Below are 26696 nucleotides of genomic sequence, written 5' to 3'. Positions count from 1 at the left end.
CTCGAGTATGACGATCATCCCGATGCCCGAGGGGGGCCCTGCCAGGGCCCCTCCCGGGCGGGTGTCCCGGAACCGGGGCCTCCTGCGCAGACTGGCTCTCGACGGCGCCGTAACCGGGCGCCGGGGATCGTCGTACGACGTCAGGCGAAAGGAAGCGGGGAAATGGCGAACGTGGCGGTGGTGGGGCTCGGCATCATGGGGCGGGGCATGGCCGAGAACCTCCTGAAGCAGGGTCACACCGTGACCGTCTGGAACCGCAACCCGGACAAGGCCCTCGGTATCGCCCAGGCGGGAGCCACCGTGGCGGCCACCCCCGCCGAGGCCGCAGCCCGCGCCGACGTCGTCTTCGAGGTGACCGCCGACGAGGGCTCCTCACGTGCGGTGTGGCAGGAGCCCGACGGCATCCTGGAGGGCGCCGGCCCGGACGCCGTGCTCATCACTTCCGCCACCCTGCCCGTGGACTGGGTCGAGGAGTTGGCCGCGCTGTGTGCCCGGCAGGGCGCGGCCTTCTACGACATACCGCTCACCGGTGGTGCGGCCGGGGCCCGCACCGGGAACCTGGTGCTCCTCGCGGGAGGCGACGCGAGCGGCCTGCCGGCGCTGCAGCCCGTGTTCGACGCGATCGCCCGGGAGGTACGGCACTTCGGCCCGGCCGGCGCGGGAACTCGCTTCAAGCTGATCCTCAACGCCCTCCAGGTCCTCCACCTGGCCGGCTTCGGGGAGGCGCTCCGCATGGCCGAGGCGGCGGGCCTGGACCCGCACCAGGTCGGCGAGGCCCTGCTCGACCGCCCCGGGGGCGTCGCCACCCGGCTCGCCTGGGACAGCTACCTGACCCCGCCCGAGCCGCTGAACTTCTCCGCCGCATGGGCCCACAAGGACCTCACCTACGCGGCCCGCCTGGCCGACGAGGCCGGCCAGAGCCACCACCCCCTCCTCGACGGCGTCCTCTCGCTCTTCTCCGCCGCACTCGCCGAGGGACGCGGCGAGGAGGATTGGAGCACGGTCAACCCCACCTCCCCCCGGTAACGGCGGGCCCCGGGCCGCTTGCTGCTTTCGGGTGGGCCTTTCGGCCGGTGGCGTGGCCGAACGGGCCGGGCGCCGCGCCGTCGCCTAGAAGGACAGACAACACCAGGCGGCGACGGCCGGCGGCAGAGGCGGTGGTGGGCATGGGACGCGAGCACGAGCGCAGCGGTTCGCCGGGACAATCGCACGGAGGGACGGATTCCGCCCCGGACGGACCCGAGCGCAGACGGGTCTTCGGGATGGCCGCGGCCTGCCTCGCCGGGCCCTGGCTCCCCGGCGCCGGGCCGGCATCGGCGGCGGAGGTGACGCGCGGCGGCCCGAACCGGGCGGCGGAGGCCGCGCCGAGGCCGGGCGGCCGCGGTCTGGACGTGGCCGCGGAGAACACCAAACCCGGGCACGCCGATTGGCGCATCACCCGCCCCGGTTCCGCCGGAGCGGTCGAGGGGTACGCGAGCCGGGTCAGCGTCCTGCCCGGGCAGCCGCTCGCTCTGCACGTGTCGACCACCGCCGACGCCTACACCGTCTCGGCCTACCGGATGGGCTGGTACGCAGGGGCACGGGCCCGGCTCGTGTGGCGCTCCGGCCCGCTGCCCGGGGCGCGCCAGCCGACCGCCCGAGTCGATCCGGCCACGCGCATGGTGACCACCGACTGGCGGCCGTCGGTGCAGCTGGACACCACGGGCTGGCCCGAGGGCTGCTACCTGCTGCGCCTGGACACCGCCGACGGCCGGGCCGGGCGGTACGTGCCGGTGACCGTCCGGTCCTGCTCCACCGCGGGCCGCCTCGTCGTGGTCAACTCGGTCGCCACCTGGCAGGCGTACAACCGCTGGGGCGGCGCGGACCTGTACAAGGGGACGACGGGGAAGAAGGGTTCGCGGTCCCTGGCGGTCTCCTTCGACCGTCCCTACGAGAGCGGCCGGGGGTCGGGGCAGTTCCTGCTCTACGAGGCTCCGCTCCTGGCCCTGGCCGAGCGGATGGCGCTGCCGCTGGCCTACGTGACCGGCGTGGACGTGGCCCGTGACCCCGCTCTGCTGTGCGGGGCGGTGGGCGTGGTGTCCCTGGGGCACGACGAGTACTGGAGCCCGGAGCAGCGGCTGCACGTCACGAGGGCCCGGGACGCCGGGACCAACCTGGCGGTCCTGGGGGCGAACTGCTGCTACCGGCGCATCCGGCTCGAGGCGTCGGCCGTGGGCGCGGAGCGCACGGTGGTGTGCTTCAAGGAGGACTACGCCGACGACCCCGGGTACCGGGCCGGCCTGCCGCCCACCAACGACTTCCGGAGGGCCCCGCTGTCCCGCCCGGAAAGCGAACTGCTCGGGGTGATCTACGACGGCTATCCGGTCGACGCACCGTACGTGGTGTCGGAGCCCGACCACTGGCTGCTGGCCGGGACCGGAGTGCGCCGCGGCCAGTCGTTTCCGCACCTGGTGGGTGTCGAGTACGACCGGGTGAACACGAAACACCCCACACCCCGCCCGATCCAGGTGATCGCCCACTCGCCCGTGGTGTGCAAGAAGCGGCGTACCCATGCCGATTCGGCCTACACGACGATGCCCTCGGGGGCGGGGGTCTTCGCGACGGGCACGATGAGGTGGGTGGAGGCGTTGGACGCCACCGGCCCCGGAGGCAAGGGCAACCACGGCCTGGACGCCAGGGCGGGGGCCTTCACCAGGACGGTCACCGAGAACCTCCTGCGTGCCTTCGCGCAGGGGCCGGCAGGCCTGGCGCGGCCTGCCGAGGACAACCTGACGGCCTATTACCCGGGGACCGCGGCGCCGACCGGCGGCGTGTGACCGGCACTTCCGCCCTCCCATCCCCTAATGTCGGCAATCCACCCAGCTGACCCGTTTTGGGAGTGTCTCGTGCGACGGCTGACCCTCACGCTCGCCCTGGTGTCCACCCTCGCGCTCGGCTCGTGGCCCGCGGCCGGCGCGGTGTCGGCCGACGACCCGGCACCGTCGGCCGGTGCACGCCACGGCACGAACTGGCTCGTCGTCGGGATCGACAGCCGCGAAGGACTCTCCACCGCGGAGAAGAACCGGCTCAACGTCGGAGGGAAAGGCTGCAATTGCACCGACGTGATGATGCTCGTGCACCTGTCGCAGGACGAGCGCCGCGCCAGCATCGTCTCCCTTCCCCGTGACTCCTACGTGGCCTACGCCAACACGGAACCCGTCCGCAAAGGCAAGATCAACGGCGCCTACGCCCTCGGACGCGGACCCCTGACCGTGGCCACCGTCGAAAAGGCCACCGGGCTGCACATCGACCACTACCTCGAAACCGGATTCACCGGCTTCGAGCAGGCGATCAACGGGCTCGGCGGCGCCGTCGTGTGCACCGACAAGCCGCTCAAGGACGAAAACTCCGGCCTCGACATCACCGCGGGCGTCCACCACACCGACGGCCGCGGCACGCTCCAGTACGTCCGCGCCAGGCACATCAACCGACCGGGAGACCTCGGCCGGGTGCGGCGGCAGCAGCGCATGGTCTCCGACCTGCTGGCAAAGCTCCGTGCCGACCGTGCCCTCGCCGGTCCGGCCACCGCTTTCAACACGGCCCGCAAGCTGCTGAAATCCGTCCGCACGGACGATCGCACCGGCATCTGGGACGTGGCGCGCATCGGATGGGTCCTGGGCCGCATGGACCCCTCCCGGACCGAGTTCGCGACGGTCCCCATCAAGGAGTTCGACTACCGGGTCCCCGGTGTCGGCTCCACCCTGATCTGGCACGAGCCCCGCTCCCGGGCACTGTGGGCCGCGCTCGCCGCGGACCGGCCCTTCACGGGCGACACCCAGGTCCAGCCCCGCCCGGCCAACCTCGTTCCCACCAACCCCGCCGGCGTCAAGGTTCGCGTCGACGACGCCTCGTTGGCCGCGGCCCTGCGCGAGGCGCACTTCGTCGTCACGGACACCTCCTCCGCGGCACCTGCCGTACGCCACTCCGGACCGCCCGTCATCCGCTACGCCCCCGGACGGGGGGACGACGCGGCCACGCTGGCCATGGCTCTGCCGGGCGCGCGGAAAGAGGTGGTCGCACAGCATGACGGGGTCTTCGACGTCCTCGTCGGCACGGCCGCGGTCAGCGTCCAGAAGGTCACCTACGACCGCAACGTCGCCGAGGGCGCTCCGGTGACCGGTGACCACCTCGGGTGCGCCGGCGAAGGCCACAGCCCGGCTCTCACCGGAGCACGACGGTGACGCCGTACCGTTCGAGGAGCTGCACGCTCTCCTCGAAGTAGGTGAGTCGCCCTTCCGGATCCTCCACGACCCCTGCCAGCGCCCGGCGCGCGACTTCCGAGTCGTGCCAGACCAGGGTGAAGGGCGGGACCACTCCGAATCCGCCGTGCAGGCAGTCCTTGAAGGAGTTCCACTCCCGGCCGAAGTAGCGACCTGGCCCGAGCAGGGCCTCGGCGACCGCGCAGTGCAAGCCCTGGACGTCCGTGACGAACCGGCCGTCGAGGTGGTGCTCGCCGCCGGTCCGGTCCGGCCCGGGCTCCCGCCCCCGCCAGCCGCGCGTGGTGAGCTCCAGCCATTCGGCCCTGCCGCGCGCATCGTAGGGCGCCCACAGGTTGGGCTCCACCGGCGCGCCCCGGTACCACTGCTCCCAGACCGGCCGGACCGCCGGCAGCGGCCGGTCGTCCCCGCCATCGGTGAGGGTGATGTCCTCGAGACCGCCACCGAGGACCGACGGGCGCGCCCCGGTGACGGCCAGACCCACGGTGCGGGAGGCCATCACCGCACCGTGGCGGTCCAGCACCAGGAGATCGGCCCAGCTCCCGTTCCAGCGGCGCGGCCGCTGCGTCCCCTTCAGCAGGGGTTCCACGGCCTGGCAGCCGATCAACTCCATGGGCAGCGGCGCCGGGTCCGCCCGCGGCCCGAACAGGCCCTCGACCTCGGTGCACCGCCCCATGCTCCTTGCCGCGACCGTCGTCCCCGCGAAGAGCTTGAAGCGCGGGGCTTCGGGAAGCTCGAAGAACGTCTCCTCTTCCCTGACGCCGGCGCCGAGCACGATGTCGTACCGTGCAGGGTCCGCCGGGTGGGGCTGATGGGCCACCACGACCGCGTCGACGAGAGTCCACCACTGCACGGGCTGCTCATCGGCCCACACCTCGACACCCACGTCGCCCAGACCTCGGGACGAGGCGTCAGGATCGGCGAGGACAGCGCTCAGCAGGCCGTCGGGACTGCAACCGCGGAGGGTGAGGACCTCCCGCGGCAGCGGGACCGGGTCAAGGAACAAGCCTTCGACGCCCGCGCACCTGCCCCAGAGCTGTTCGACGCCGTCCTCGTCCTCCTGCACCAGCAGGTACTTCACCGGGAACCCCCGGTCCCACCCGACGTGATCCGCGATCCGCACCCAGCCCCCGAACTCCCGCCCCAACAACGACCGCGCCTACGATACGGACCCGTCGGCCCGAGCAGATGCCAGGGCCCGGCCCTTGACCGGGGCGGTGCTTTCAGCCGCCCGCTCCCTGGCGCGCCCTGAACGCCGCGGCCTTGGTGCGGTTCTGGCAGGCGGTCGAGCAGAACTGCCGTGCGGCATTGCGGGAGGTGTCGACGTACACGCGGTCGCAGCGGTCGGCCCGGCATACGCCCAGCCGCCCCGCGAGGCTGCCGCCCACCGCCAGGGCCAGCCCGGTGGCGCAGGCGGCGCTGTGGCCCGCGGCGAACGAGTCGTCGGCGCCGTGGAAGTGCAGCTGCCACGACGCGCCCCCGTCCCCGTCGCCGTCCCCGCCTGCAGCCCGGTCCAGGCGCGGCCGGGCCCCGCTGTCGCGCAGCAGGCGGTTGACGGTGGTGGCGGCGTGATCCAGCCTGCCGTCCTGCATGGCCTGGAAGACCTCGCGCATGCCCTGTGCCGCGGCGACCAGGTAGGCCGCCTGTGCGCCATCGACGGTGCGCGGAAGCGAGGCCCCGGCGTACGAGACCGCCGCGCCGATCGCCTCGGGCAGTTCCGCTCCGCGCGGCGCCACGTACGGGCGGCCGCGGGCTTCTCCGTCGGTCAACGCGTTCACGAGCGATACGGCGTTGTCCAGCAGCACCGCAACGTGACTGTCGAACATCACTTGACCAGTCACTCCTTCCATGGCTAGCGTTCGTAACTGACATTAGTGGATTCGACAGTCACGCGTGATGTTGAGGGGGAGGCGTGCCGCGGAGCGTATGGCTGCTGGTGGCAGCGCGGGCGATCAACCGCCTCGGCGCCTTCTCGCTGCCCTTTCTGACCATCCTGATCAGCGCGGACTTCGGCGCGAGCGCCACCACGGCGGGCCTGCTCTCGGCCGCCTTCGGCCTCGCGACCATCCCGTCACGGCTGGCCGGGGGCCGCCTCGCGACCGCCCTCGGCCGCCGCCGCACGATCGTGCTCGGCCTCACCGGATGCGCCGTCGCGCAGTTGGGGATCGCCGCCGCCGGATCCCTCACCACGGTGGCGCTCTTCGCGGTCCTGCTCGGCCTGGCCTTCGAGCTGTACGAGCCGCCCAGCCAGGCGCTGATCGCCGACGCGGTCGATCCTGCCCTGCGGGTACGGGCGTACAGCCTGCTCAACGCCGCCCTCGCCGCCGGCGGCGCCGGCGCGGGCCTGATGGCCGCGGCGCTGGGCCGCTGGGACCTGCGCCGGCTGTTCGTCGTCGACGCGCTCACCTGTCTGCTGTGCGCGCTGATGCTGCACATCGCACTGCCTTCCCACCAGGCCGACCGAACCCGCCGGGGCGACCGTCCGGCCGCCCGCCGCGGCGTAGGGGCGGAGCCCGCCCGACCCTGGCGGGACCGCGCGCTGTGGGCCGTGTTCACCACCGGCACCCTCTTCGCGCTCGTCTCCATGCAGATCGTGATGGGGCTGCCCCTGACCCTGGCCCGCCGCGGCCTCCAACCCGCCGACGCGGGGCTGCTGTTCACCACCTCGGCCGTGACCGTCGTCGCGTTCCAGCCGGCACTGCGCCTGCGCCGCCTCGCCTCGCTCTCCGACCCCGCGGCCCTCGCACTCGGCCACGTGCTGCTGGCGATCGGTCTGGCCGGGTACGCGATGGTGTCGGGCCTGCCCGCGTTCGTGGCGGCCACCGCCCTGTGGAGCCTGGGCGAGGCGCTCATCCTGGGCCGGGTCTTCAGCGTGGTGGCGGGCCTGGCGCCATGGGGCGGGGCCGACAGCTACCTCGCCGCGTACGGGACCAGCTGGGGCATCGCCACGGTGGCCGCCCCCGTCACCTCCACCCAGGCGCTCGAACACTTCGGCGTCGGCGCCCTGTGGGCCGGCACCGCAGGCCTCTGCCTCGCCCTCGCGGCGGCGCAACTGCTCGTCGTCGCACCGCTCGTCAGCCCTGCGGCGCGTCGGGGTCGAGCAGACCGTGCTGGTGCGCGAGGTAGCCCAGCTGGAAGCGGCTCGTCGCCCCGACCTGCCGCATGACGGCCGAGACGTGGCGCTGGCAGGTGCGCACCGAGATGCCCAGGGCGCGGGCCGTGGCCCGGTCGTCGTACCCGTCGATCAGGTGCTGGAGGATGGATCGTTTCGTCTGATCGGACACGTCCTGGACGAACGCCTTCTCGCGCGGCTTGCCGATGTGCTCGCCCCTGGCCCAGAGCAGGTCGAACAGCTCGGCGGCGAAGGCCACCAGATCGGGGCTGCGCACGAGCAGGGCTCCGCCGGGCGTGTCCTGGAGCGGGAGGACGAGCAGGGTCCGGTCGAAGAGGAGGCATCTGGTCAGCCCGCCGGAGAGCGTTCTGGCCTCGGCGCCCAGGTCCGTCATCTCCGCCGCGTACCGGGCGGTCGTCGGATCGAAGCGGGCTGAGTGCTGGTAGAGCGTGCGGACGTGGACCCCGCGGGCCAGCAGCCGCCGGGTCCAGTCGCCGACGCGGCGCAGTTCGGCAGACGGCTGGGGACCGCCGGGCCGTGCGCTCAGCACCTCCCGTGTGCACGAGGCGGCCTGCTCGTCGAGTATCCGGTGCAATGCGGCGGCCGACTCGACCCGTTCCAGCGGCGGCCCCTGCAGGACGTGCCGGCGGGCGGCGTGGACGATGGCGAGTTCCGCGAGTTGTCCGCGCATGCGGAGCAGGTCGAGCTGGGCGCCGTGGACCCGTTCCTCCCAGCGCTTGAGCAACTGCTCGGACACCTCGGAGGGGTTGGCGGCTGCGAAGCGATCGGCATCGATCTGCTGGACCAGGCCGGCGGCGAGCAGGGATTCGAGGGCGCGGGCGTGTGCCTCGGGTTCCTCACGGGTGAGGATCCGGCTCACGTCGAGCGGCCCCTGTTCAGCGAACTCCCGGTAGAGATCCATCTCCTCGGGGGTCAGCTCCCTCGGTCGTTCGCGGTCTGTCGGGCGCTGCAGTGCGGCTGTGTCCATGTCGCTGCTTTCTGGTTCGCATCCGTCGCGACCGCGATGCTAGAAGACTTCGCTGCGCCCCGTCCCGGCCAGGAGTACGTATCGGACATGGCCGTACAGGAGGGACAAGCTCCGGCCGGTTGCTCAAATTCCCTGGACGGAGCGGGAATTCGAGCGCGAGCGTGCGGCGGGACATCCGTGGGCCGACCTCCCCGGAGGTTGGCCGGGACCTGCCCCCGAGCCGCCGCGCATCGCCGCAAGGGCCAGCTGTCGGGTTTCCGACAGTCGCCAACATGACGGTCGCCCCCCATGGGCGGACGGCTGCATCTCCCTGATGCTGGGTGCGGCGCGCCCCGATCCCGCCGGGCGCGCCGCATCGTCAGGAGGGCACGTGAACGTGATTTCCCGGTCGCCGACCGGGGCCGAGACCCGGGCCGAGACCGGGGCCGGGGCTGCAGCCGCGGCCGTCCGGTTCAGCTGTCCGCAGGATGGACGACCTCCACCCCCTGCTCCCGCAGCGCCTTGACCGCAGGGGAGTCGGCGGGCGCGTCCGTGACGACGAGGGCGATCTCCTGCATCGGGCAGATCCGGCCGAGTGCCGTACGGCCGAGCTTGTCGGCGGTCGCCACGAGGATCACCCGCTGCGCCGAGGCCACCGCGGCCCGCTTCACCTGTACGTCGTCGAGGTCGTACGCGGTGGCGCCCTGGACCGGGTCGACGCCGCAGCAGCCCAGGACGAACGTGTCGAAGCACAGGTCCTCGAAGGTCCGGAGCGGGGTGTGTCCGTAGAACGACAGCTCCTCGGGGCGCACCTGCCCACCGGGCATGACCAGGTGGATGCCCGGCTGTCCGGACAGGGCGAACGCGGCGTGCAGGGAGAGGGGCGTGACGGTGAACTGCCGGCCGGCCATTGCCCGGGCGACCGCCACGGCGGTGGTGCCGGTGTCCAGGGCCACGGTCTCCCCGTCGGTGAGCAGCTCGACCACGGTGCGCGCCAGCCGCTCCTTGGCCTGGGTGCCGGACATCGCCCGGATCGCATAGGGCGGCTCGACCCCGCCGGGCAGGCTGCTCACCGCGCCGCCCCGCACGCGGCGCAGTGCGCCCTGCGACTCCAGCACCTCCAGGTCCCGGCGGATGGTCATCTCGGACGCCCCGGTGGCCTGGGCCAGCTCGGCCACGGTCGCGCGGTTCTGCTGCATGAGCAGTCCCACGACGAACTTGTGCCTCTCCATCACGTTCATGTGTCTGCTTTTAGCACACACGGGCCTGGAAAGGAGCGCCGGTGAGCGTTTCGAACACGCTGCCTGTTGAAACGAACATCAGAGATGACTAGTCTGCACAGTCCAGTGTGAAACTCAGGCTGCTGTGAACGTGGAACGCGTTCGTTCGGCTACGACCGATGAGGAGAGCCATGTCCGCCACGAGCGAGGCCGACCTGCCGGAAGCAGGAAGTACGGGAAGGCCCCTCCTCACCACCGTCGCGATCACCGCCTCGTGCGTCGCGTTCGTGGTGATCGGCGCCCTCCAGGCGCTCTACGGGCCGGCGATCCCCGCCCTGCGCGAGGAGTACGGCATCAGCCCCGCCGTGGCCGGGCTGAGCCTCAGCGCCCACTTCGTCGGCGCGCTCCTCGGCGTGCTCGTCTACCACGTGCTGCGGGGCCGCCTGAACAACCGGGTACTGCTCGGCGGTTCGTACGTGCTCATGGCCGCAGGGGCGGCGGCCTTCGCCTCCTCGCCGAACTGGACCCTGGCCCTGGCCGGCACGTTCGTCATCGGCTTGGGCTTCGGCGGCATCGACTACGGCCTCAACCAGCTCTTCGCCGTCGGGTTCGGCCGCCGCAGCACCGCCATGCTCAACCTGCTCAACGGGCACTTCGGGATCGGCGCCATCGCCGGCCCCGCCCTCATCGGCTGGCTCGGGGCGGAGTCCTACCCGCAGATCTTCCTCGGCATCGGGGTGATCAGCCTGCTGATCCTGTTCACCCTGGGCGGTGTGGCACCCCGGGAGCCCGAACCGGCCCCGGCCGAGGGCGCAGCGGCCGGCGGCGGCGCCCGGGTCCTGCCGATCATCGCGGTCTTCGTCGGGATCTACGTGCTGCACGTCGCCATCGAGACCGGCGTGGGCGGCTGGGAGCCCACCCACCTCGAAGCCGTCGGGTACGGCGCCGCCACCGCCGCGACGGCGACGTCCGCCTACTGGGCGGCCATGACGGTGGGCCGGTTCGTCGTGGCGCCGCTGAGCCTGCGCTGGTCGGCGCCGTCGATCCTGACCGTCTGCTGCGCGGGCATGGCCGGCTTCCTGCTCCTGGCCACCGTCCCGGCCCTCGCCCCGTACGCCTACTTCGGCGTCGGCCTCATGATCGCGCCGATCTTCCCGACCTGCCTGCCCTGGCTGAACCGGGCCGTGCCGAGCGTGGCCGCGGCCGGCGCGTACGTGATCGCCGCCTCCATGATCGGCGGGGTGGCCTTCCCGCCGCTGCTGGGCGCGGTCATCGACACCATGGACGTGAAGACGGTGCCCCTGGTGCTGTTCGTGCTCGCCGTCGCGTGCGCCGTCCTGAGCCTGTGGCTGCGCAGGAACGCCCCCGACCCCGGCGGCGTGACCGGCCGCGGCGAGGCGGCGCGGACCGATGCGGCCGCCACCCGAGGAACGTGAGGAACACCAACCATGAAAGCCGTTCTCTTCGACATGTTCGGAGTCATCGCCCGCCTCCAGTCGCCCGCGTCCAAGGCCGCACTCCACCGCGCGGCCGGCGGCGACCGCGACCGCTTCTGGCAGGCGTACTGGACGCAGCGCGCCCCGTACGACCGGGGCGACGTGGACGGGCCGGGCTACTGGGCGGCGGTCTTCGCGCAACTGGACCAGCCGCTGGACGAGCGCCGGACCGCCGACCTGATCGCCGCCGACCTCGCGAGCTGGAGCGAGGTCGACGAGGAGGCCGTGGCTCTGCTCGGCACCCTCGCCGACCGGGGTGTCACCCTCGGCCTCCTCTCCAACATCCCCGAGGAGCTGGCCGTACGGTACGAGGCCACCCAGCCGTGGCTGCACCGGTTCGCGGTCCGCGGCCTGTCCTGCCGGATCGGCAGCGCCAAGCCCGAACCGGCCGCGTACTGGTGGTGCATCCGGGAACTCGGGCTGCCGGCCGAGGACATCCTGTTCGTCGACGACCGGCCCGACAACGTCCACGCGGCCCGCGAACTGGGCCTCCTCGGGCTGGTGTTCACCACGGTCGAGGCGCTGCGCGACGTACTGGAGGAGGCCCCGGCATGACGGCAACGCCGCAGCTCTGTCCACTTCCGGCCGGAAATCCGGCCGAAGGAAAGATCAACATCTTGACGTTCTCAACCGACCCGCGCGAGAGGGCCCGATGGAAACCAAGGACGTTACCGACCACATCTATTACCCTGTCAGTGACTACAAAATGGCGCGCGGTGAAGGCGTCTACCTTTACGACGAAGACGGCAACAGCTACCTCGACTGCGCATCGGCGACCTTCAACCTGAGCCTGGGCTATTCCCACCCGGCCGTCATCGCCGCCATGAAGGACCAGCTCGACCAGGTGGTCCACATCACCTCCTCCTACCGGAGCGACCCGATCGACGGGCTGGTCCAGCGGCTGGTGGACGTCTCCCCGGCAGGCCTGACCAAGGTGCACCCCAAGGTGTCCGGCGGCTCGGCCGCCAACGAGGGCGCCATCAAGATGGCGCAGATGGCCACCGGAAAGTCCGAGGTCATCACCCTGTTCCGTAGCCACGTCGGCCAGACGATGATGATGACATCGATGTCGGGCAACGGCTTCCGCCGCGAGCCGTTCCCCAACCTGTTCCCGGGCAGCCTCCAGGTGCCCGACCCCTACTGCTTCCGCTGCTTCTACGGGCAGCAGCAGGGCTCCTGCGGACTGATGTGCGTGGACCGGCTCGACGACTTCGTCGAGTACGCGAGCTCCGGTCGGGTCGCCGCCGTCCTCATCGAGCCGATCTCCGGCAACGGCGGCAACATCGTCCCGCCGGACGGCTACATGCAAAAGCTCCGCGCCTTCTGCGACGAGCAGAACATCGCCCTCATATTCGACGAGATCCAGACCGGCATCGGCCGGACCGGCCACATGTTCGCCGCCCAGCACTTCGGCGTGGAACCCGACGCCATCACCACGGCCAAGGGCCTCGGCGGATCCGGTGCACAGGTCGCGGCCATCCTCACCAACGAGCGGCTCGCCGGACTCCCCGCGAACCACCACTCCTTCACCTACGGGGCCAATCTCCTTGCCGCCGCCGCGGCGAACGCCACGCTCGACATCGTGCGGCAGCCGGAGTTCCTCGCCAACGTCACCCGGACCGGCAACTACATCATGGAACGCCTCCACGACATGAAGCGCCGCCATCCGGCCATCGTGGACGTCCGCGGCGTCGGGCTCATGATCGGCTTCGAGATCGCCGAGCCGGACGGCAAGCCGGCCGTGAAGCTCACCAACCACCTGGCCACCCAGGCCATGGACCACGGCCTGATCCTGCGCACCTCGCGCTACGGCTACGGCAACGTCCTCAAGATCCGCCCGCCGCTGATCCTGACCATGGACCAGGCCGAGGAGATCTGCGACAGGCTGGAGAACCTCCTCCTGGCGGAGCTGGCCCGATGACCACCCCCGCGACCGCGAACCCGATGAAGCAGCTCATCGTCTCCCTCGGCCTGCACGTCCGCTCCGAACTGCTCGCCTACGAGGCCCGCGGCCGCGACCGCCGGGTCCACGGCGACTCGCCCGGCGGCGACGCCCAGTTCGATGTGGACGAGGTCGCCGAACGGGCCGTACTCGACTACCTGCGCGCCCACGCCGAGGTTCCGATGGCCCTCTACACCGAGGACGGCTCCTACGTCGAGCTGGCGCCCGAGCCGCAGATCCTCCTCGTCGTCGACCCGATCGACGGCACCCGGCCCACGTCGGCCGGACTGGAGATGGGCATGGTCTCCATCGCCGCCGCACCGTACGGCGACGGGGCGCCCACCCTCGCCGACGTGGACGCCGCATGCCTGGTCGAGATCAAGTCCGGGGCCTGGCTCTACGGCGACGACACCGAAGGCCTCGACAGCAGCGGCTACCCCACAGCGGTGCCCCGGCTGAGCCGCAACACCGACCTGACCCGGATGTTCTGGTCGATCGAGTTCAACGGCCACCCCATGGACCTGATGACCGAGGCCTACGGCCACCTCGTCGACGGCTCGGCCAACACCGGCGGCATCTTCGTCTTCAACAGCAGCACCTTCTCCATCTCACGCATCATCACCGGCCAGCTCGACGCCTACGCCGACATCGGCAACCGCGTCCTGCGCGACCACCCCGACACCGAAGAGCGGTTCCTGCGGGTGGGCCGGGGCTCGATCCTGCACCTCTTCCCGTACGACATCGCCGCCGCCGTCCACCTTGCCCGGCTGGCCGGCGTCGTCATCACCGACGCCTACGGGGACGACCTCGGCTCCACCTCCCTGGTGGACCTCGGCCCGATGAACCAGAAGTCCTGCATCGCCGCGGCCACCCCCGAACTCCACAAGCAACTGCTCGACTCCATCCGCTGGGACCTCGGCCGCGCAGCCGCCGCGCCGGTGGTGAAGGAGGAATCATGAAGGCCCTGACACTGACCGCCGAGCGCACGCTCGCCCTCGTGGACCACCCCAAGCCCGAGCCCCGGGCCGCGGACGACGTGGTCATCCGCGTCACCCAGAGCGGGATCTGCGGAACCGACCGCAGCGTGCTCGTCGGCAAGTTCCCCGCCGAGACCGGCGTGGTGATGGGCCACGAGGCCGTCGGCATCGTCGACTCCACCGGCCCCGGGGTCACCCGCTTCGCCGTGGGCGACCGGGTCGTCGTCAACCCCACCCTCTACTGCGGACAGTGCACCCCCTGCCTGGAGGGCCACTGGAACTTCTGCCGCCACAAGGCCGGCACGGAGGTCGGCCTGGACTACGACGGCTCCTTCGCCGAGTTCATGCGTCTCCCCGAACTCTTCTGCCACGCCATCCCCGACGGCATGAGCTTCAACCGCGCGGTCGTCGTCGAACCCCTCGCCTGCGCCCTCAACAACATCGAGGCCGGCCGGCTGGCGGCGGGCGAGACCGCCGTCGTCGTCGGCGGCGGCCCCATGGGCGTGGTCACCGCCATGGCCGCCCAGCTCCACGGCGCCCGCGTCCACCTCGTCGAGCCGGACCCGGTCCGCCGCGCACTGGACCAGGAGGTCTTCGACACCCCCGAGTTCGCAGGCCGCGTCACCCTCCACACCCCGGACGACCCGGGACTCACCGAGCGCGGCGACCTGGTCGTCGACTCCGTCGGCAACCTCCTGGAGCAGAGCCTCGCCTATGCCGCCGTCCGGGGCCGGGTCGTCGTCATGGGCTTCGACAACAAGGCCTCGGCCACGGTGCGCCCGCTCACCCTGCTCCAGCGCGGACTGCAGATCATCGGCGCCGGCGACTACAACAGCATGATCTTCCCGAAGGCCGTCGAGCTGGCCCGGCAGCTTCCGCTGGAACGCGTCGTCACCCACCGCTTCGGCCTCGCCGACCACGAAGAGGCGTTCAGGGTGCTGGCCGCCGTACCCGGCGCCGAGTACGCCGCCCTGAAGGTCCTCCTCGTACCGCCGCACCCGGGGACGGCCGCATGAGCCCGTCGACCGCCTCCCCGGACCGGCACCCGCACCGGCGTCCAAGCCCCCGCCCCCGCCCGCGGCTGGCCGAGGCGCTCGTCCCCGGCACGGCCCGCCCGGTCGTCGTCGGCGAGTACCCCTACTACCGGGCCGACCCCGCCAACTGGGCCTCCAACCTCCGGGAACTGCGCCGCCTGGGGGTGGACGTCGTCTCCTGCTACCTGCCGTGGCGCTTCCACGAGGTCGACGGTGAGGACGGCGGCCGCACCTTCGACTTCACCGGCAGGACCGACCCGCAGCGCGACGTGGTCGGACTGCTGGAGCTGGCCGCCCGCGCAGGGCTGGGCGTCCTCCTCAAGCCCGGCCCGTTCATCCACGCCGAGGTCCAGCTCGGCGGCCTGCCCGACCGGCTGTGCGGCCCCGCACACACCCCCTACCGCGGGCTGGACGGCACCGTCCTCACCTCCCAGGGCAAGCCGCTGCCGAGCCTCCTCGACCCGGCCGTGCAGGCCGAGACCGAGACCTGGCTGAAGGCCGTCGCCGACGAGGTCGTCGCCAAGGCGGCCGCCCCCGACGGCCCCGTCGTCGCCCTCCAGCTCGGCAACGAGGGCACCTCCGGAGACGCCCACCTCCCCGTGGACGCCCAGGACGCCTCACCCGCCGCCCGCGAGGCCTTCGCGCGCTGGCTGACCGGCCGGGGCCTGCCCGACGAAGCCGCACAGGCCCACACGGACGTCAGCCGGTGGAGCAGCGCCCTGCGGCTGCACTGGTCCCCATGGTCCGGACACGCCATCGTCGGCCTGTGGGACCGGATCTCCGCCCTGTTCCCCGCAGGCCCCGCCCGGCTGGCCAACGTCCCCCTGACCGGTGTGGACGCCCCCGGAGCCGCCCTCGACGCCTGGGCCGCCCGGCAACGCGCCATCCGGGGCTCCGGGCACCTGATCGGGCACACCGAGTGGGTCGGCAACCCGGCCCGGGACACCGCCGCCTTCGGCTCCCACCTGGCCGGCATCCTCCTCGGCGGCACCGACGCGGTCGAGGCCAACTGGGGTTTCACCTGGACCGACCCCGCGTTCGCCCAACCCGCCACACCCGTCTTCAACGCCCTGCTGGCCCTGGTGCTGGGCTCCAGCACCATCAGCGTCTACACCGCCTGCGCCACCTCCAACTGGGGCGCCCTGGTGGAGATGGACCCCGACGGGCTGCGCTCCGAAGGCGTCGACCCGGCGCTGCACGCACCGCCGTACAGCCCGGGGGCGCCCCTGGCCGAGTCCGGCCGGCACCAGGCCAACGCCGAAGGGCTGCGCCTGCTGGCCGCGTTCCTCGAACGCCACGGCGACCTGCTGCTCGCGAGCACGCCGGACCGCGACGCCGTGGTCCTCCTCGACCGGGCCCTGCCCGAGGCCGGCGCCTGGCAGCGCAGCGGACGCACGGCCCTGGCAGAACTCGCCGACGCCGTACAGGAGCAGCTCGCCGGTACCGGTCGCCTGATCGGCCTGGGCTGGCTGGACGAGCACCCCGGGCCGGCCGCGGCCGAGGGCCCCGAGGTCCCCGTGGCCGTCCTGCGCGCCGGCGACCCGGACGGCTCCGTCGGCAGCGGCGAACGCGAACTCGTCCTGCCGGCCGGGAAGCCGGCCGACGGAGCGGTCACGGCGTTCGTCGCCGCGTTCGCCGCCGCGCTCCCCGCCCCCGACCGGCCGCGCTGGACCACGGCGCACGGCAGGGCGCGCGTACTGAGCAGGTCGGCGCCCGGCGGCATCCGTATCACCGGAGCCTTCAACCCCACCGACGGCGAGGACCGGGTCACCGGCACCGGCGGCGGCTGGACGCTGGACCTGCCCCCCGGCTCCGCCGCCGTGACCGTCACCCGCGACGGCACGCTCCTGGGCTGGCTGGCCACGCCCGAGCCGCCGTCCACCAGTCCCGTCGCCCTCACCTGGGGCGGCGAAGAGGCCGACGCGCTGCGCGTCCGGGCCTCCTGAGAACGCGGGCGGCGGGGGAGCGCACCTGACAGCGCGCCCCCGCCGTCCGCCCTCGAACACGCGGTGGCGGCGCATTCCCCGGCCGCGGCGGTCCCTGCTGTTACCTTCGCCCCATGGTCGAGGGCGGCGCTACACGCGCGTACATCGGTTCGTTCACCTCGGGAGGCGGCCGTGGGATCACCACCGCGGCCGTCGATCCGGCGACCGGAGCACTGACCCCGCTCGACGGTGTGGTGGACGGCCTGACGAACCCGTCCTGGCTGGCTCTCGCCCCCCGTACCGGCGTGCTGTACGCATTGAGCGAGACCGACGACGGCGCCGTGGCCGCGTACCGGCGGACACCGGACGGCCTCGCCCCCCTCGGCCGGCCCGTCCCGTCCGGCGGCAGCGGTCCCGCCCACCTCAGCGTGGCCGGCGGCCGGCTGCTGACCGCGCACTACGGGTCCGGCACGGTGACCAGCCTGCCCTTGGGCGCCGACGGCAGCCCGGATGGGCCGCCCTCCGTCCTGACCCACCGCGGCTCGGGCCCGGACCCGGACCGGCAGCAGGGGCCGCACGCCCACCAGGTGCTGCCCGACCCGTCGGGCCGCTGGGTGCTCAGCGTGGACCTCGGCACCGACTCGGTACGGGTCTGCACGCTCGATCCCGGGAGCGGGGAGTTGCGCGTGCACGCCGAGACCGCTCTGCGGCCCGGGAGCGGGCCCCGCAACTTGGCCTTCCACCCGGCCGGCGAGGTGGTCTACGTCCTGCACGAGCTGGAGCCCCAGCTGACCGTGTGCCGCTGGAACGCGGTCGACGGGCGGCTGGTCCCGGTCGGCGAGGTTGCGGTACTGCCGGCGGACGCGCCCTCGGGTGCGCGCCCGTACCCGTCGGTGCCGGTCGTCTCCCCGGACGGGCGCTTCGTCCGGGCCGCCGTCCGCGGCGCCGACCTCATCGTCACCCTGTCCCTGGCCGACGGCCCGGAGAAGCCGCAGCCGGTGGACTCGGTGGAGTGCGGCGGCAGCTGGCCGCGGGACCTGGTGGCCGACCCGTCCGGGCGACGGCTCTACGTGTGCAACGAGTGGTCCGGCGACGTCACATGGTTCGACGCGGACCCCCTGACGGGCCGTCTGCACCGCAGCGGCCGCCTGGAGATCCCGGCCGCGGCCTGCGTGCTGTTCGCCTGACGCCGACCTGGCCGGCGGCCGGCATGCGCCCTGCCCGTGGCCGGGGGACCGGCCTCAGGCAGGGGCACCACCACCTCCTGATGGGCCGGCTACTGCGGCGCGGACGTCTGGCGGTGGACCTCCACCAAGGAAGCGCTTCGCAGCAGGTCGCCGGGGGTCACGAAGTTCGGCTCCTCGTGCACCGACCGGATCTCGGCGACCGCCTCACGCGGGGGAAGGGACCCCTTCGCCTCCCCGGTGCGCGCGCGGTGCAGTGCGGTGCCGAACGCCGTCATCGACGCCAGCAGCTCCTCGTCGCCGGGGTCGGAGAGGGCTGCCGTGCCCGGGACCGGCGCCGTCCCGATGCCGGGCAGGCGCTTCGAGTTGCCCGCCGTCGCGGCTGCGTAGGCCGAGACCAGCGGGGCCAGTGCCTTCTCCGCGGCGGCGGCGTCGAAGCGGCCTGCCCCAGGATGCGCGCGCACGGCATCGAGCGCGGGGTTGGCGCGGGCCCAGTCCAGCAGGGAGCCCCCGGCGCCCGACTCCTCCTGCCCGATCTTCAGCACGTACGGCGCGCTCGGCTGCGCCTCGGCGAAGCACCGGTAGACGAACTCCGAGCAGATCATCGGGTGCTGTCCGCGCTCGGCCATGGCGTTCACGGCGCCGGCCGCCTGGTCCAGCGCGGTACGCACCATGCGGCGCCCGCCCGGCGGGAGCGGGATGTGCCGGGAGACGCACAGCACGGCCAGCAGCACGACCTGCTGGTGCGCGTACCGGGCGCCGTGTTCGAGGTAGCCGGCCGCGACCTTCAGCACCGGTGCGGTCTCGGCCGGGGCCGCCATGGTGCGGGCCACCATCAGGTCGTGCTCCTTCATCACCTCTGCGGAGCCGATGGTGCGCAGTCCCTCGCCGACCGTCTCCGCGACCCGTTCCCGGTCCAGGGCGAGTGCGGCGTGGCTGACCTCGCTGCCGTCGAGCAGGCAGATCGCCCGCGAGATGGATCCGGTTCCGCGGGACAGTACGACGTCACCGGGCTTGACCGAGTCGGGAAGAGGCATGGCGGACCACCTTGGGCGCGTGCGGACGGGGATTGCGGTCCACGGCACACGCCCGTCATTCAGCCCGAGGGGACCGGGCGCGTGAGATCCCACCCGGGGTGCGCAGGGGGCGCGCAGGCGTGCCTGCGACTCCGATCCGGTCCGCGTGCGGTGTGCCGCCACGGCGCCGGGTGGACGGCCTGCGGTGGCTCGAACCGGGTCAGCCCGTACCGATCGCGCGCCGTCGGCCGGCCAGGGACAGACCGGCCAGGGTGAGCGTCATCACGACGGCCGGCACCGCGAAGGCCGTGGTGACGGCCTCCGGGGAGCCGTCGGTGAGCAGGACGGAGGTGACCTCCGCACCCACCGCGGTGCCGAGGTTCCGCAGCAGGACGTTGACACCCGCGCTCGCGCCGCTGTCCGAGGCGGGTACGGACTGCACGGCCAGCGCGCCCATGGCCGCGTAGCCGAGGCCCAGGCCGGCCCCCCGTACGACGTTCATCGCGGCCAGCGACACGAGACTGCCGTGGTCGAGGGTCGCCGCGAGGTACCCGACGGTGATCAGGGCGCAGCCGAGGGCCAGGGCCCGGCAGGTCCCGTATCGCTTGATCGTCCGCCCGGCCAGGGCCCCGGCAGCCATCAGCGCCAGCCCGGTGGGGAGTTGGACCAGTCCTGCCGTGGTGGCCGATCCGCCGAGGCCGAAGCCGGTGTCCGGCGGGGCCTGGACCAGCAGAGGGATCACGATCCCGGCCGCCATGAAGGCGTACCCGCAGGCCAGGGCCGACCCACCCGCAGCCAGCAGCGCCGGGGAGCGCTGGGCCCGCAGGTCGATGACGGGCCGGGGGGAACGCAGTTCGTACGCGGCCCAGCCGACCGCGCCGAGCAGGCCGGCGGCGGTGAGCGCAACCGTGCCCGGCGAGCCCCAGCCCCAGCGCCCGCCCTGGGAGGAGGCGAGCAGGAGCGCGGAGAGCCAGAGGGCGAGCCCGAGCGATCCCGCGGCGTCCAACCGGCGCCAGGCCGGCGTCGGGTCGCCCGGCACCGCCGCGTCGCGGCGGGTCGTCGCCCGGTCGGCGGGGACGACGCGGAGCGTACCGGCCAGCGACGCGACGCACAGCGCCAGGGGGAGGAGGGAGAGCGAACGCGTCCCGAGCAGCGTCGTCATCGGCCCCCCGAGGACCCAGCCGGCCGAGGCGCCGAGGCCGATCGCGGTCGACAGGACGCTGATCCGGGGAGCCACCTTCTCGGTGGTGCTGAGGGTGCGGACCAGGGCGAACGCCAGCGGCAAGGCGGCCCCTGCAACACCTGCCAGCACCCGGCCCGCCACGAAGAGGGCCAGTCCGTCGGCGGCGGCGGCGACGGCCAGGCCGACGGCGCCGGTCGTGAGTACGGCGGTCAGGACCCGGCGGTGGCCCCAAAGGTCGCCCATCCGCCCCGCGAGGGGAGTGGTGACGGCGGAGGACAGGGTGAAGCCGGTCAGTGCCCAGGTGACGGCGGTGCCGGAGGCCTGCAGGCCGGTGGCCAGCTCGGGCAGGGCCGGCATGATCAGGGATATCGACAGGGCGTAGGCCGTCACCGCGGTCAGCAGGACGGCGGTCAGGGCCCGTCCCGCAGGGCTCGGGCGAGCAGCGGCGGTTCGGGCGGTGGGGTGGGTGGAGGCGTCGCTCACCGGGCCTCCCGGTGCGGGGCGCCGGCGGCCCAGAGCTGCTGCGCGCCGGAGATGTGCTTGAGCACCCGGGGCGGCCCGGCGGGCCGGAAGCCGAACGCCGTGACCCCTGCCGCGCGTACGCGCTCGGACACCAGCACCTGTCCGGGCTCGGCGCCGGCGCAGCAGCGGGATGCCAGGTTGACGGCGTGTCCCAGCAGCGCGAGCGCGGACATGGGACCGAGGCCGAGCCGCCCGTGGTGCACGTCGCCGATGGCGATGCCACAGCGGAGCCCGACCTGCCAGATCCGGGGGTCGGGTGCGCCGCTCGACGCCACCCATCGGTCGGCCATCTGAGGGAACTCCGCCCGCAGCTCGGCCGCGGCGGTGAGGGCCGGCCGGGCAAGGGCGGAGTCGGGCCGGTTCCCGGCCGTGGCCGTTGCCGCGGCCGGGGCGCCGAGCGAACTGCCGAAGACGGCGATCAGGCCGTCGCCGAGGAACTTGTGCACGATCCCGTGGTTGCGCTGCACGGCGAGGACTGCGCCGGTGAGGAACTCCCCGATGTTGCCCAGCAGTTCGGTGGTGCGGTCGTACTGCAGGGCGTCCGCGATCCGGGAGTAGCCGGAGATGTCCCAGAAGACGACGGCTGCCCTGGTCGTGCGCAGGTCCAGGGCCGAGGGGTCGCGGGCCAGTGCTGCGGTGAGGGCCGGGTCGAGGTACGTGCCCGCGCCGCCGCCGTACGTTTCGGTCCCCTGAGTGCCAGAGGTGCCAGGGGTGTCGGTGCTCACAGGGCGGACGCCAGGAGGCGGGGCAGCTGGGCAAGGGTCGCGATCGTCTCGACGCCCGGATCGCTCTGCCGGCCGGTGCGGTCGAGCAGAACCGCACGGACACCTGCGGCGTGCGCGCCGGCGATGTCGGTGGCGGGCGAGTCGCCCACCATGACGCTCTGCCGCGCGGTCCGGCCGAGGGCGCGGAGAACGGCGCCGAACGCCGCGGGGCTCGGCTTGGCCGCGCCCAGTTCCTCACTGACGAAGACGTGGTCGACACACGGGGCCAGGCCCAGCGCGCTGATCTTGGCGCGCTGACCGTCGGACGGCCCGTTGGTGAACACGGAAAGCTCTGCCCCGGCGGCGCGCAGGGAGCCGAGCGCCGGCAGCGCGTCGTCGAACAGCTCGATGTCGGTGTTGGCGCTCGCCACGTACACGGCGTTGGCCTGGGCGGCGGCAGCGGAGGCAGTGGCCCGGTCCGCGCCCGCATCGACCGCCGGAATCTCGAACCGGAGGCGGCGGTACTCCTCCAGGGCCAGCTCGCCGGCCGTGAACCGGGCGAACAGCACGGGGTCCAGTTCGTCGAACCGGGCCCAGTACGCCGGCCCGGTCGGCACGCCGCGCTCGCTCAGCAGCACGTCGATCTTCCGCTTGGCGCGCCGGCGGGCGGCCGCGTAGTCGCACAGTGTGTCGTCCAGATCGAAGATCACCGAAAGCATCGCTCAGCCCTCCCAAGCCACGCGGAAACCGATGGACGCCGAACCGGCGATGTACCACCTGCCGCGCCTGGCGGTGCAGGCCAGCAGGGCGGCGGACTTGTTCCAGGCCCCGCCCTTGACGACCTTCTCGTAGGTCTCGGCGGCCGACGGGGCGTCCCGGTCCCGGCGGTGAGGGGTGAACCAGTCGGCGGTCCATTCCTCTGCGTTGCCCGCCATGTCGGTGAATCCGAGGTCGTTGGCCGGGTATGCGCCGACGGGCGTGGTGCTCCCGACGTTCTCACCGAAGTTGGCGGCGGCTTCGGTCGGTTCGGCCGCCCCCCAGGGGTACGTGCGGCCGACGGACCCGGCGGTGGCACAGTGCTCCCACTCGTCCTCGGACAGCAGCCGCCCGCCGAGGGCCTCGGCGGCGAGCCGGGCGCCCAGCCACGGCACGCCGACGACGGGGTGGTCCTCCAGGCCGGGCCGCACCCGGTAGCGCCCCGGCGGGGAGTCGTACCTCAGCGGGAGCGCGGGGTTCTTCGCGTTGATGTAGAGGGACATCCCGTCGCCCTCGTCGGCGATCCCCAGCGTGTTGAGCAGGGCCGCGTAGTCGCGATTGGTCATCAGGGAGCGCATGACGAACAGAGGGGGCCGGTCTGCGGGTACGCGGACGGCGACGGCGGTCGCGCGCAGGGCGCGCCGGAGTTCAGCAGGCATACTCGTACTCCTCGAGGAAGGACCGCAGGCCGCCTGCCAGACAGGCTTGCTGCGCGTCGGTGAGCCGGCTGCGCCAGCTGTTGAGCACGGCGTCACGGGAGCGGTAGCTGGAGTACCGGCCGCCCCGGCTGCACTGCTGGGAGTCGGTGATGAAGTCCTGTTGTTCGCGTGTGGGCTCCAGGTCCAGGAACTTCATCAGCGGACCGAGTGCGTCCTCAGGGTGCTCGACCAGGTCCTCCAGGCGTACGGTGATGTGCTCGAAGGCAGCCAGCGACTGCCGCGCGAGCTCCCAGCGGATGCCGATACTGCGCACGCAGAGCTCGAACGGGTCGAGCGCGCGGCCGGGCGGGTGGCCGAGCTGCTCCTCCAGGTAGCGCGGGACGGTCACGCTGTACTTCCACAGCTCGTCGGCTTCGGGCACGTTGAGCACGGACGCGGCGACGGCCCGCGGGTCGCGCACGAGGTGGATGATCCGCAGTCCGGGCAGGTACGAGCCGAGCCACGGGAGCTTTTCGTAGAGCAGCGTCTCCTTGAAGCCGCGCCGACAGCCCTCGGGGGCGGAGCCGAGCCACTTCCGCAGCTCCTGCAGGAACAGCACGATCTTCGGGTGCGGGTACAACTCCGGGTGCAGGACGGCCTGGTCGTACTCGGCTGCGGACCAGGGCCTGAGGTCGTTGTCGCGGAAGAAGTCGGTGTGCATGGAGAACGGTTCGTTGGCACAGGCAACGACCGGGTTCCGCTGGATCAGCTCGCCGAGGAAGTTCGTGCCGGATCGGTGGTGGCCGATGATCAGGAATGGCGCACTGCGGTGCATCGGTTGGTGGGTCCCTGGATTCACGGGGGCGGGCGGTCGGTGTCCCGGGGCTGGTGCGCAGGAGGTCGTGCTCGTTCAGCCCGGGTCGGTGCGGGGTCCGGGCTGGTGGCCCTGTACGGGGGCACTCCCGGACCGCCCGACCATGGCGAGCCCACACGAAGGTCGTGCGGGCCTACCCGGGCCAGGCGATTTCCGCCCCCGTGGGACGCGGCTCCCGAGGTGCGGGCCGACGTACCGTAAAGATCATCTACTGGGATTGTGAACGGGCTGTTCGGGCAGTATCAACGCCCTGCGAAGCCACGCCCCCAGGACCGGAGGGACCCTCGGCCGGGAGCGCTCCACGCATCGCAAGGCGAGCCAACGGCGGCGGCACGCACGCGGAAGGTGTACGGGCACGACTCGCGGTGGAACGCGGGGGCCCACGCGGCGAGTACCTCAGCGTCGGGCCGCGCCGAGGGTCTGGTCGGCCGTCACGAAGCGGTGCTCCGTGGGCTTCAGCACTTCGTAGAGGTAGCCGAAATACTCCGTCTCCGCCGTTCCCGTGAGTACCGCCAGCAGGAAGGCGACGCACCCCATGTCGTGGGCCTCCCACAGGGGGCCCCGCCCCTCGTTGTAGAGGACGGTCCACTCGTCGGGGTGCTGCCCTGGCCGCACCAGCCAGTACAGGAACGCCCCCGTCCCCTCCTCGAAGGCCCACGGCAGGACCCGAGCCCCCGACTCCAGCAGGCCGGCGGGCTTCTTCTCGCCCATCTCCCACAGGTCTGCCAGGATCTCGTCCCTTTCCGCTGTCTGCGCGAGCAGGTCGCAGTCGCCGTGGACGGAGTCGGGGACGAGCAGCCAGATCGTGTCGTCGAAGGTGCCGTGCCCGTATGTCTCGACGAGCTGCTTGTAGTCGGCGGGCAGAGCCGTGCCGAGGATGCGTTCGGCCTGCGCCCAGTCCACCGCGCGCGGCGGATCGGCGGGCGGCGGGCAGAGACGAGAGAGGGCGTCGAGGGACTCAAGAGTGATCATGGAACAGACGCTACCGGCGCGGCGATGAGTTTGCGGACACCCGCCGGTCTATCTCTTGACGGAGACAACCGACTCATCGGGAGCAAGCCATGGGCCTCATCCACATCGAGCTGTTCGCGACCCTCGACCTCGTCGGGCAGGCACCCGGCGGCCCCGACGAGGACCCGGTGGGGTTCCCGTTCGGCGGCTGGCAGGCGCCCCTGCTGGACGAGGTCGCCGGGGCGCAGGTCGGTGCAGCGTACGAGGGCACGGACGCCCTCCTGCTCGGCCGGCGGACGTACGACATCTTCGCCGCCTACTGGCCGCACCAGGAGGGCGGTGAGGACGGTCAGATCGCCACGCTCTTCAACAGCGTCCCGAAATACGTGGCCTCTCGCGGCAGGCCCGACCTCTCGTGGGCCGGGTCCACGCAGCTCGGCCCGGACCTGGCCGGCGCGGTGCGCGAGATCCGTGACCGCCACGAGCACGTGAAGGTCGTCGGGAGCCTGAACCTCGTGCAGACCCTCCTGCGCGAGAAGCTCTTCGACCGTCTCGACCTCTGGCTGCACCCGATCGTGCTCGGCGTCGGAAAGAAGGTGTTCGACGGTGGCGCGGTGCCCACCAACGTCACGCTCCTCGCACCCCCGGCAGCCAGCCCGAAGGGCACCGTGTACCTGCGCTACGGGCTCGCCGACGGCATCCCCGCCACGGGAGACATGAGCGCACCCGCCCGCGGTGCCGGAACCGACGGCTGAAGCCGCGCCGCCCCCTCGGTCTCCCGGCCATCGACGCCGGCGGAAACCCGCCCATCTACTCGGAGTAGATCACGAGTGTCTGTTCCGGCTGTTCGGCCAGGTGTGCCGGTCGAGCTGCAACGCCGAGGCGAGGGCGTCGAGCACCTGGTCCGAGGGGCGGACATCCCGGCACTGTTCGAGGTACGTGTACCAGGTGGCGCTGATGCTGGCGAGCAGTTCGGCCGGCTCGACGTGCTCGTCAGCAACGCCGGGACCGGCACGATCTCGCCCCTGGCTGACCTACGGGTGGAGGAGCGGGACCAGATGGTCGACGTCAACGTCAAGGGCGTGCTGCACGGCATCGGCGCCGCGCTCCCGGTCTTCCGGGCCCAGGGCACGGGCCACTTCATCACCACCGCCTCCACGGCCGCATTCCGCATCGTGCCGGCCATGGCGGTCTACGCCGGTACGAAGTTCGCGGTCCGCGCCATCTGCGAAGGCCTGCGCCAGGAGGCCGGTGATTCCCTGCGGGTGACCACCGTCTCGCCGGGCCCGGTGGCGACCGACTTCGCCGAGGCATCAACGAATCCACAGGTCCGAGCACAGGTCACGGAGATGCGGGATCGGATCGCGATCCCGCCCGAGGCGATCGCCCGGGCCATCGCCTTCGCCATCGAGCAGCCTGCGACCGTCGACGTGAACGAGATCGTCGTCCGGCCCACCTCCCAGAACCGACCCCAGAACAACTTTCGACAACCTCGTATCGTCCTTCAGGAGTACGACCCGGCCCGATCCCCGCAACTACCTTTATTTCCATGGAAGATCGCACGACAGACCGCACCGATCGGCACACCACGCTGGTGACCGTCGGCATGGTGATCGCCGCCACCCTCGTCGTTCTCGCCTTCGTGGCCTTGACGTGGTGGCAGGGCTGGCACATCCCCATCTTCGTCGGCTACTTCTCCGTCAAGGTGGCGATCAAGGCTGTGGCGATCGCCGGCGCAGGCCTGGTCGCCCTGGCGGCATGGCTGCGCAACCGCCGCAACAAGGCCGAGGACCCCGCCCTCCCCGCCCCTTGCGACCCGAGCGGGGACGCCCCCACCGACCCGTCCTGAGAACAGGCGGCTCTGCGCACTGCGAACAGCACCTCCCCGACACCGCGTCGGGGCAACCCCCCCCCGCCCGTCAGCACCACCCCTCAGGCC

General features: G+C 72.5%; 25 protein-coding genes and 1 pseudogene. 14 read left to right on the top strand and 12 right to left on the bottom strand.

Features of this window, described 5'->3' with window-relative positions; genetic code table 11:
* The first annotated feature begins 162 nt into the window (after positions 1-162).
* From AB0F11_RS32255 to AB0F11_RS32245, 3 genes are all read left to right on the top strand, one after another.
* On the top strand, positions 163-1026 hold the full coding sequence (locus AB0F11_RS32255) for an NAD(P)-dependent oxidoreductase (RefSeq protein WP_362181429.1): 864 nt from the start codon (positions 163-165) through the stop codon (positions 1024-1026).
* Between the two features lie 140 nt (positions 1027-1166).
* Positions 1167-2816: a N,N-dimethylformamidase beta subunit family domain-containing protein gene (locus AB0F11_RS32250; RefSeq protein WP_362181426.1), complete on the top strand. Its 1650-nt coding sequence runs from the start codon at positions 1167-1169 to the stop codon at positions 2814-2816.
* 69 nt (positions 2817-2885) lie between these two features.
* The gene (locus AB0F11_RS32245) at positions 2886-4220 is read left to right on the top strand and encodes an LCP family protein (RefSeq protein WP_362181423.1); all 1335 of its coding nucleotides are present in this window, start codon (positions 2886-2888) and stop codon (positions 4218-4220) included.
* On the opposite strand, the gene AB0F11_RS32240 is transcribed toward AB0F11_RS32245, so the two are convergent.
* Positions 4201-5337, bottom strand: coding sequence for a barstar family protein (locus AB0F11_RS32240; RefSeq protein ID WP_362181421.1), 1137 nt, complete (start codon positions 5335-5337; stop codon positions 4201-4203). The genes AB0F11_RS32245 and AB0F11_RS32240 overlap by 20 nt on opposite strands.
* A gap of 142 nt (positions 5338-5479) precedes the next feature.
* On the bottom strand, positions 5480-6082 hold the full coding sequence (locus AB0F11_RS32235; RefSeq protein ID WP_362181418.1) for a CGNR zinc finger domain-containing protein: 603 nt from the start codon (positions 6080-6082) through the stop codon (positions 5480-5482).
* Positions 6083-6168: 86 nt separating this feature from the next.
* Between AB0F11_RS32235 and AB0F11_RS32230 the strand changes: the two genes are divergently transcribed.
* Entirely contained in the window at positions 6169-7422 is a 1254-nt protein-coding gene (locus tag AB0F11_RS32230; protein ID WP_362181415.1) for an MFS transporter, read from the top strand.
* On the opposite strand, the gene AB0F11_RS32225 is transcribed toward AB0F11_RS32230, so the two are convergent.
* Both AB0F11_RS32225 and AB0F11_RS32220 read right to left on the bottom strand, forming a co-directional pair.
* Positions 7331-8356 carry a helix-turn-helix transcriptional regulator gene (locus AB0F11_RS32225; RefSeq protein ID WP_362181412.1) on the bottom strand — a complete coding sequence of 342 codons (1026 nt, stop codon included), beginning with the start codon at positions 8354-8356 and terminating at the stop codon, positions 7331-7333. The two genes, AB0F11_RS32230 and AB0F11_RS32225, sit on opposite strands and share 92 nt — an antisense overlap.
* Before the next feature lie 452 nt (positions 8357-8808).
* Entirely contained in the window at positions 8809-9576 is a 768-nt protein-coding gene (locus tag AB0F11_RS32220; RefSeq protein ID WP_362181410.1) for a DeoR/GlpR family DNA-binding transcription regulator, read from the bottom strand.
* A 170-nt stretch (positions 9577-9746) separates the two neighbouring features.
* Here AB0F11_RS32220 and AB0F11_RS32215 point away from each other — a divergent pair, with 170 nt between their 5' ends.
* The 7 genes from AB0F11_RS32215 (at position 9747) to AB0F11_RS32185 (ending at position 18116) form a co-directional block, all read left to right on the top strand.
* A complete protein-coding gene (locus AB0F11_RS32215; RefSeq protein WP_362181407.1) occupies positions 9747-10991 on the top strand; it encodes an MFS transporter in 1245 nt (414 codons plus the stop codon).
* Positions 10992-11003: 12 nt separating this feature from the next.
* Positions 11004-11606, top strand: coding sequence for an HAD-IA family hydrolase (locus AB0F11_RS32210; protein WP_362181404.1), 603 nt, complete (start codon positions 11004-11006; stop codon positions 11604-11606).
* A 151-nt stretch (positions 11607-11757) separates the two neighbouring features.
* On the top strand, positions 11758-12972 hold the full coding sequence (locus AB0F11_RS32205) for an aspartate aminotransferase family protein (RefSeq protein WP_362181402.1): 1215 nt from the start codon (positions 11758-11760) through the stop codon (positions 12970-12972).
* Positions 12969-13952: an inositol monophosphatase family protein gene (locus AB0F11_RS32200; protein WP_362181399.1), complete on the top strand. Its 984-nt coding sequence runs from the start codon at positions 12969-12971 to the stop codon at positions 13950-13952. The genes AB0F11_RS32205 and AB0F11_RS32200 overlap by 4 nt, the downstream gene beginning before the upstream one ends.
* Positions 13949-14986 carry an alcohol dehydrogenase catalytic domain-containing protein gene (locus AB0F11_RS32195; protein WP_362181396.1) on the top strand — a complete coding sequence of 346 codons (1038 nt, stop codon included), beginning with the start codon at positions 13949-13951 and terminating at the stop codon, positions 14984-14986. Before AB0F11_RS32200 ends, AB0F11_RS32195 begins: the two co-directional genes overlap by 4 nt.
* Positions 14983-16950, top strand: a complete 1968-nt coding sequence (locus AB0F11_RS32190; protein WP_362181393.1) for a beta-galactosidase — start codon at positions 14983-14985, stop codon at positions 16948-16950. The genes AB0F11_RS32195 and AB0F11_RS32190 overlap by 4 nt, the downstream gene beginning before the upstream one ends.
* A gap of 113 nt (positions 16951-17063) precedes the next feature.
* Positions 17064-18116, top strand: a complete 1053-nt coding sequence (locus AB0F11_RS32185; protein WP_362181390.1) for a lactonase family protein — start codon at positions 17064-17066, stop codon at positions 18114-18116.
* Between the two features lie 89 nt (positions 18117-18205).
* Here AB0F11_RS32185 and AB0F11_RS32180 read toward each other — a convergent pair whose 3' ends face one another.
* The 7 genes from AB0F11_RS32180 to AB0F11_RS32150 all read right to left on the bottom strand — a co-directional run bounded on the left by AB0F11_RS32180 (position 18206) and on the right by AB0F11_RS32150 (position 24778).
* Positions 18206-19150, bottom strand: a complete 945-nt coding sequence (locus tag AB0F11_RS32180) for a hypothetical protein (RefSeq protein ID WP_362181388.1) — start codon at positions 19148-19150, stop codon at positions 18206-18208.
* A gap of 199 nt (positions 19151-19349) precedes the next feature.
* Entirely contained in the window at positions 19350-20795 is a 1446-nt protein-coding gene (locus tag AB0F11_RS32175; RefSeq protein WP_362181385.1) for an MFS transporter, read from the bottom strand.
* Positions 20792-21559: an adenylate/guanylate cyclase domain-containing protein gene (locus AB0F11_RS32170; RefSeq protein WP_362181382.1), complete on the bottom strand. Its 768-nt coding sequence runs from the start codon at positions 21557-21559 to the stop codon at positions 20792-20794. Before AB0F11_RS32170 ends, AB0F11_RS32175 begins: the two co-directional genes overlap by 4 nt.
* Positions 21556-22257 (bottom strand): HAD family hydrolase, encoded by a 702-nt coding sequence (locus tag AB0F11_RS32165; RefSeq protein ID WP_362181379.1) that lies wholly within the window; start codon positions 22255-22257, stop codon positions 21556-21558. The genes AB0F11_RS32170 and AB0F11_RS32165 overlap by 4 nt, the downstream gene beginning before the upstream one ends.
* Before the next feature lie 3 nt (positions 22258-22260).
* Complete coding sequence (locus tag AB0F11_RS32160) at positions 22261-22953, bottom strand: SUMF1/EgtB/PvdO family nonheme iron enzyme (protein WP_362181377.1); 693 nt, start codon at positions 22951-22953, stop codon at positions 22261-22263.
* On the bottom strand, positions 22943-23767 hold the full coding sequence (locus AB0F11_RS32155) for a sulfotransferase (RefSeq protein WP_362181374.1): 825 nt from the start codon (positions 23765-23767) through the stop codon (positions 22943-22945). The genes AB0F11_RS32160 and AB0F11_RS32155 overlap by 11 nt, the downstream gene beginning before the upstream one ends.
* 435 nt (positions 23768-24202) lie before the next feature.
* Complete coding sequence (locus AB0F11_RS32150) at positions 24203-24778, bottom strand: hypothetical protein (protein ID WP_362181371.1); 576 nt, start codon at positions 24776-24778, stop codon at positions 24203-24205.
* Positions 24779-24867: 89 nt separating this feature from the next.
* On the opposite strand from AB0F11_RS32150, the gene AB0F11_RS32145 reads away from it, so the two are divergent.
* A complete protein-coding gene (locus tag AB0F11_RS32145; protein ID WP_362181368.1) occupies positions 24868-25512 on the top strand; it encodes a dihydrofolate reductase family protein in 645 nt (214 codons plus the stop codon).
* A 102-nt stretch (positions 25513-25614) separates the two neighbouring features.
* Here AB0F11_RS32145 and AB0F11_RS32140 read toward each other — a convergent pair.
* Positions 25615-25728, bottom strand: a pseudogene (locus AB0F11_RS32140) (helix-turn-helix transcriptional regulator); the annotation flags it as partial.
* On the opposite strand from AB0F11_RS32140, the gene AB0F11_RS32135 reads away from it, so the two are divergent.
* Complete coding sequence (locus AB0F11_RS32135) at positions 25675-26355, top strand: SDR family NAD(P)-dependent oxidoreductase (RefSeq protein WP_362181432.1); 681 nt, start codon at positions 25675-25677, stop codon at positions 26353-26355. The pseudogene AB0F11_RS32140 and the gene AB0F11_RS32135 sit on opposite strands and share 54 nt — an antisense overlap.
* The gene (locus AB0F11_RS32130; RefSeq protein ID WP_362181365.1) at positions 26307-26606 is read left to right on the top strand and encodes a hypothetical protein; all 300 of its coding nucleotides are present in this window, start codon (positions 26307-26309) and stop codon (positions 26604-26606) included. The genes AB0F11_RS32135 and AB0F11_RS32130 overlap by 49 nt, the downstream gene beginning before the upstream one ends.
* The last annotated feature ends 90 nt before the right edge of the window (positions 26607-26696 follow it).

Origin of the sequence: Streptomyces sp. NPDC032472 (assembly GCF_040636955.1) — a bacterium.
Lineage (GTDB): Bacteria > Actinomycetota > Actinomycetes > Streptomycetales > Streptomycetaceae > Streptomyces.
The sequence above is the reverse complement of the archived record's forward strand: the minus strand, read 5'-3'. Positions and strand labels throughout refer to the sequence as shown.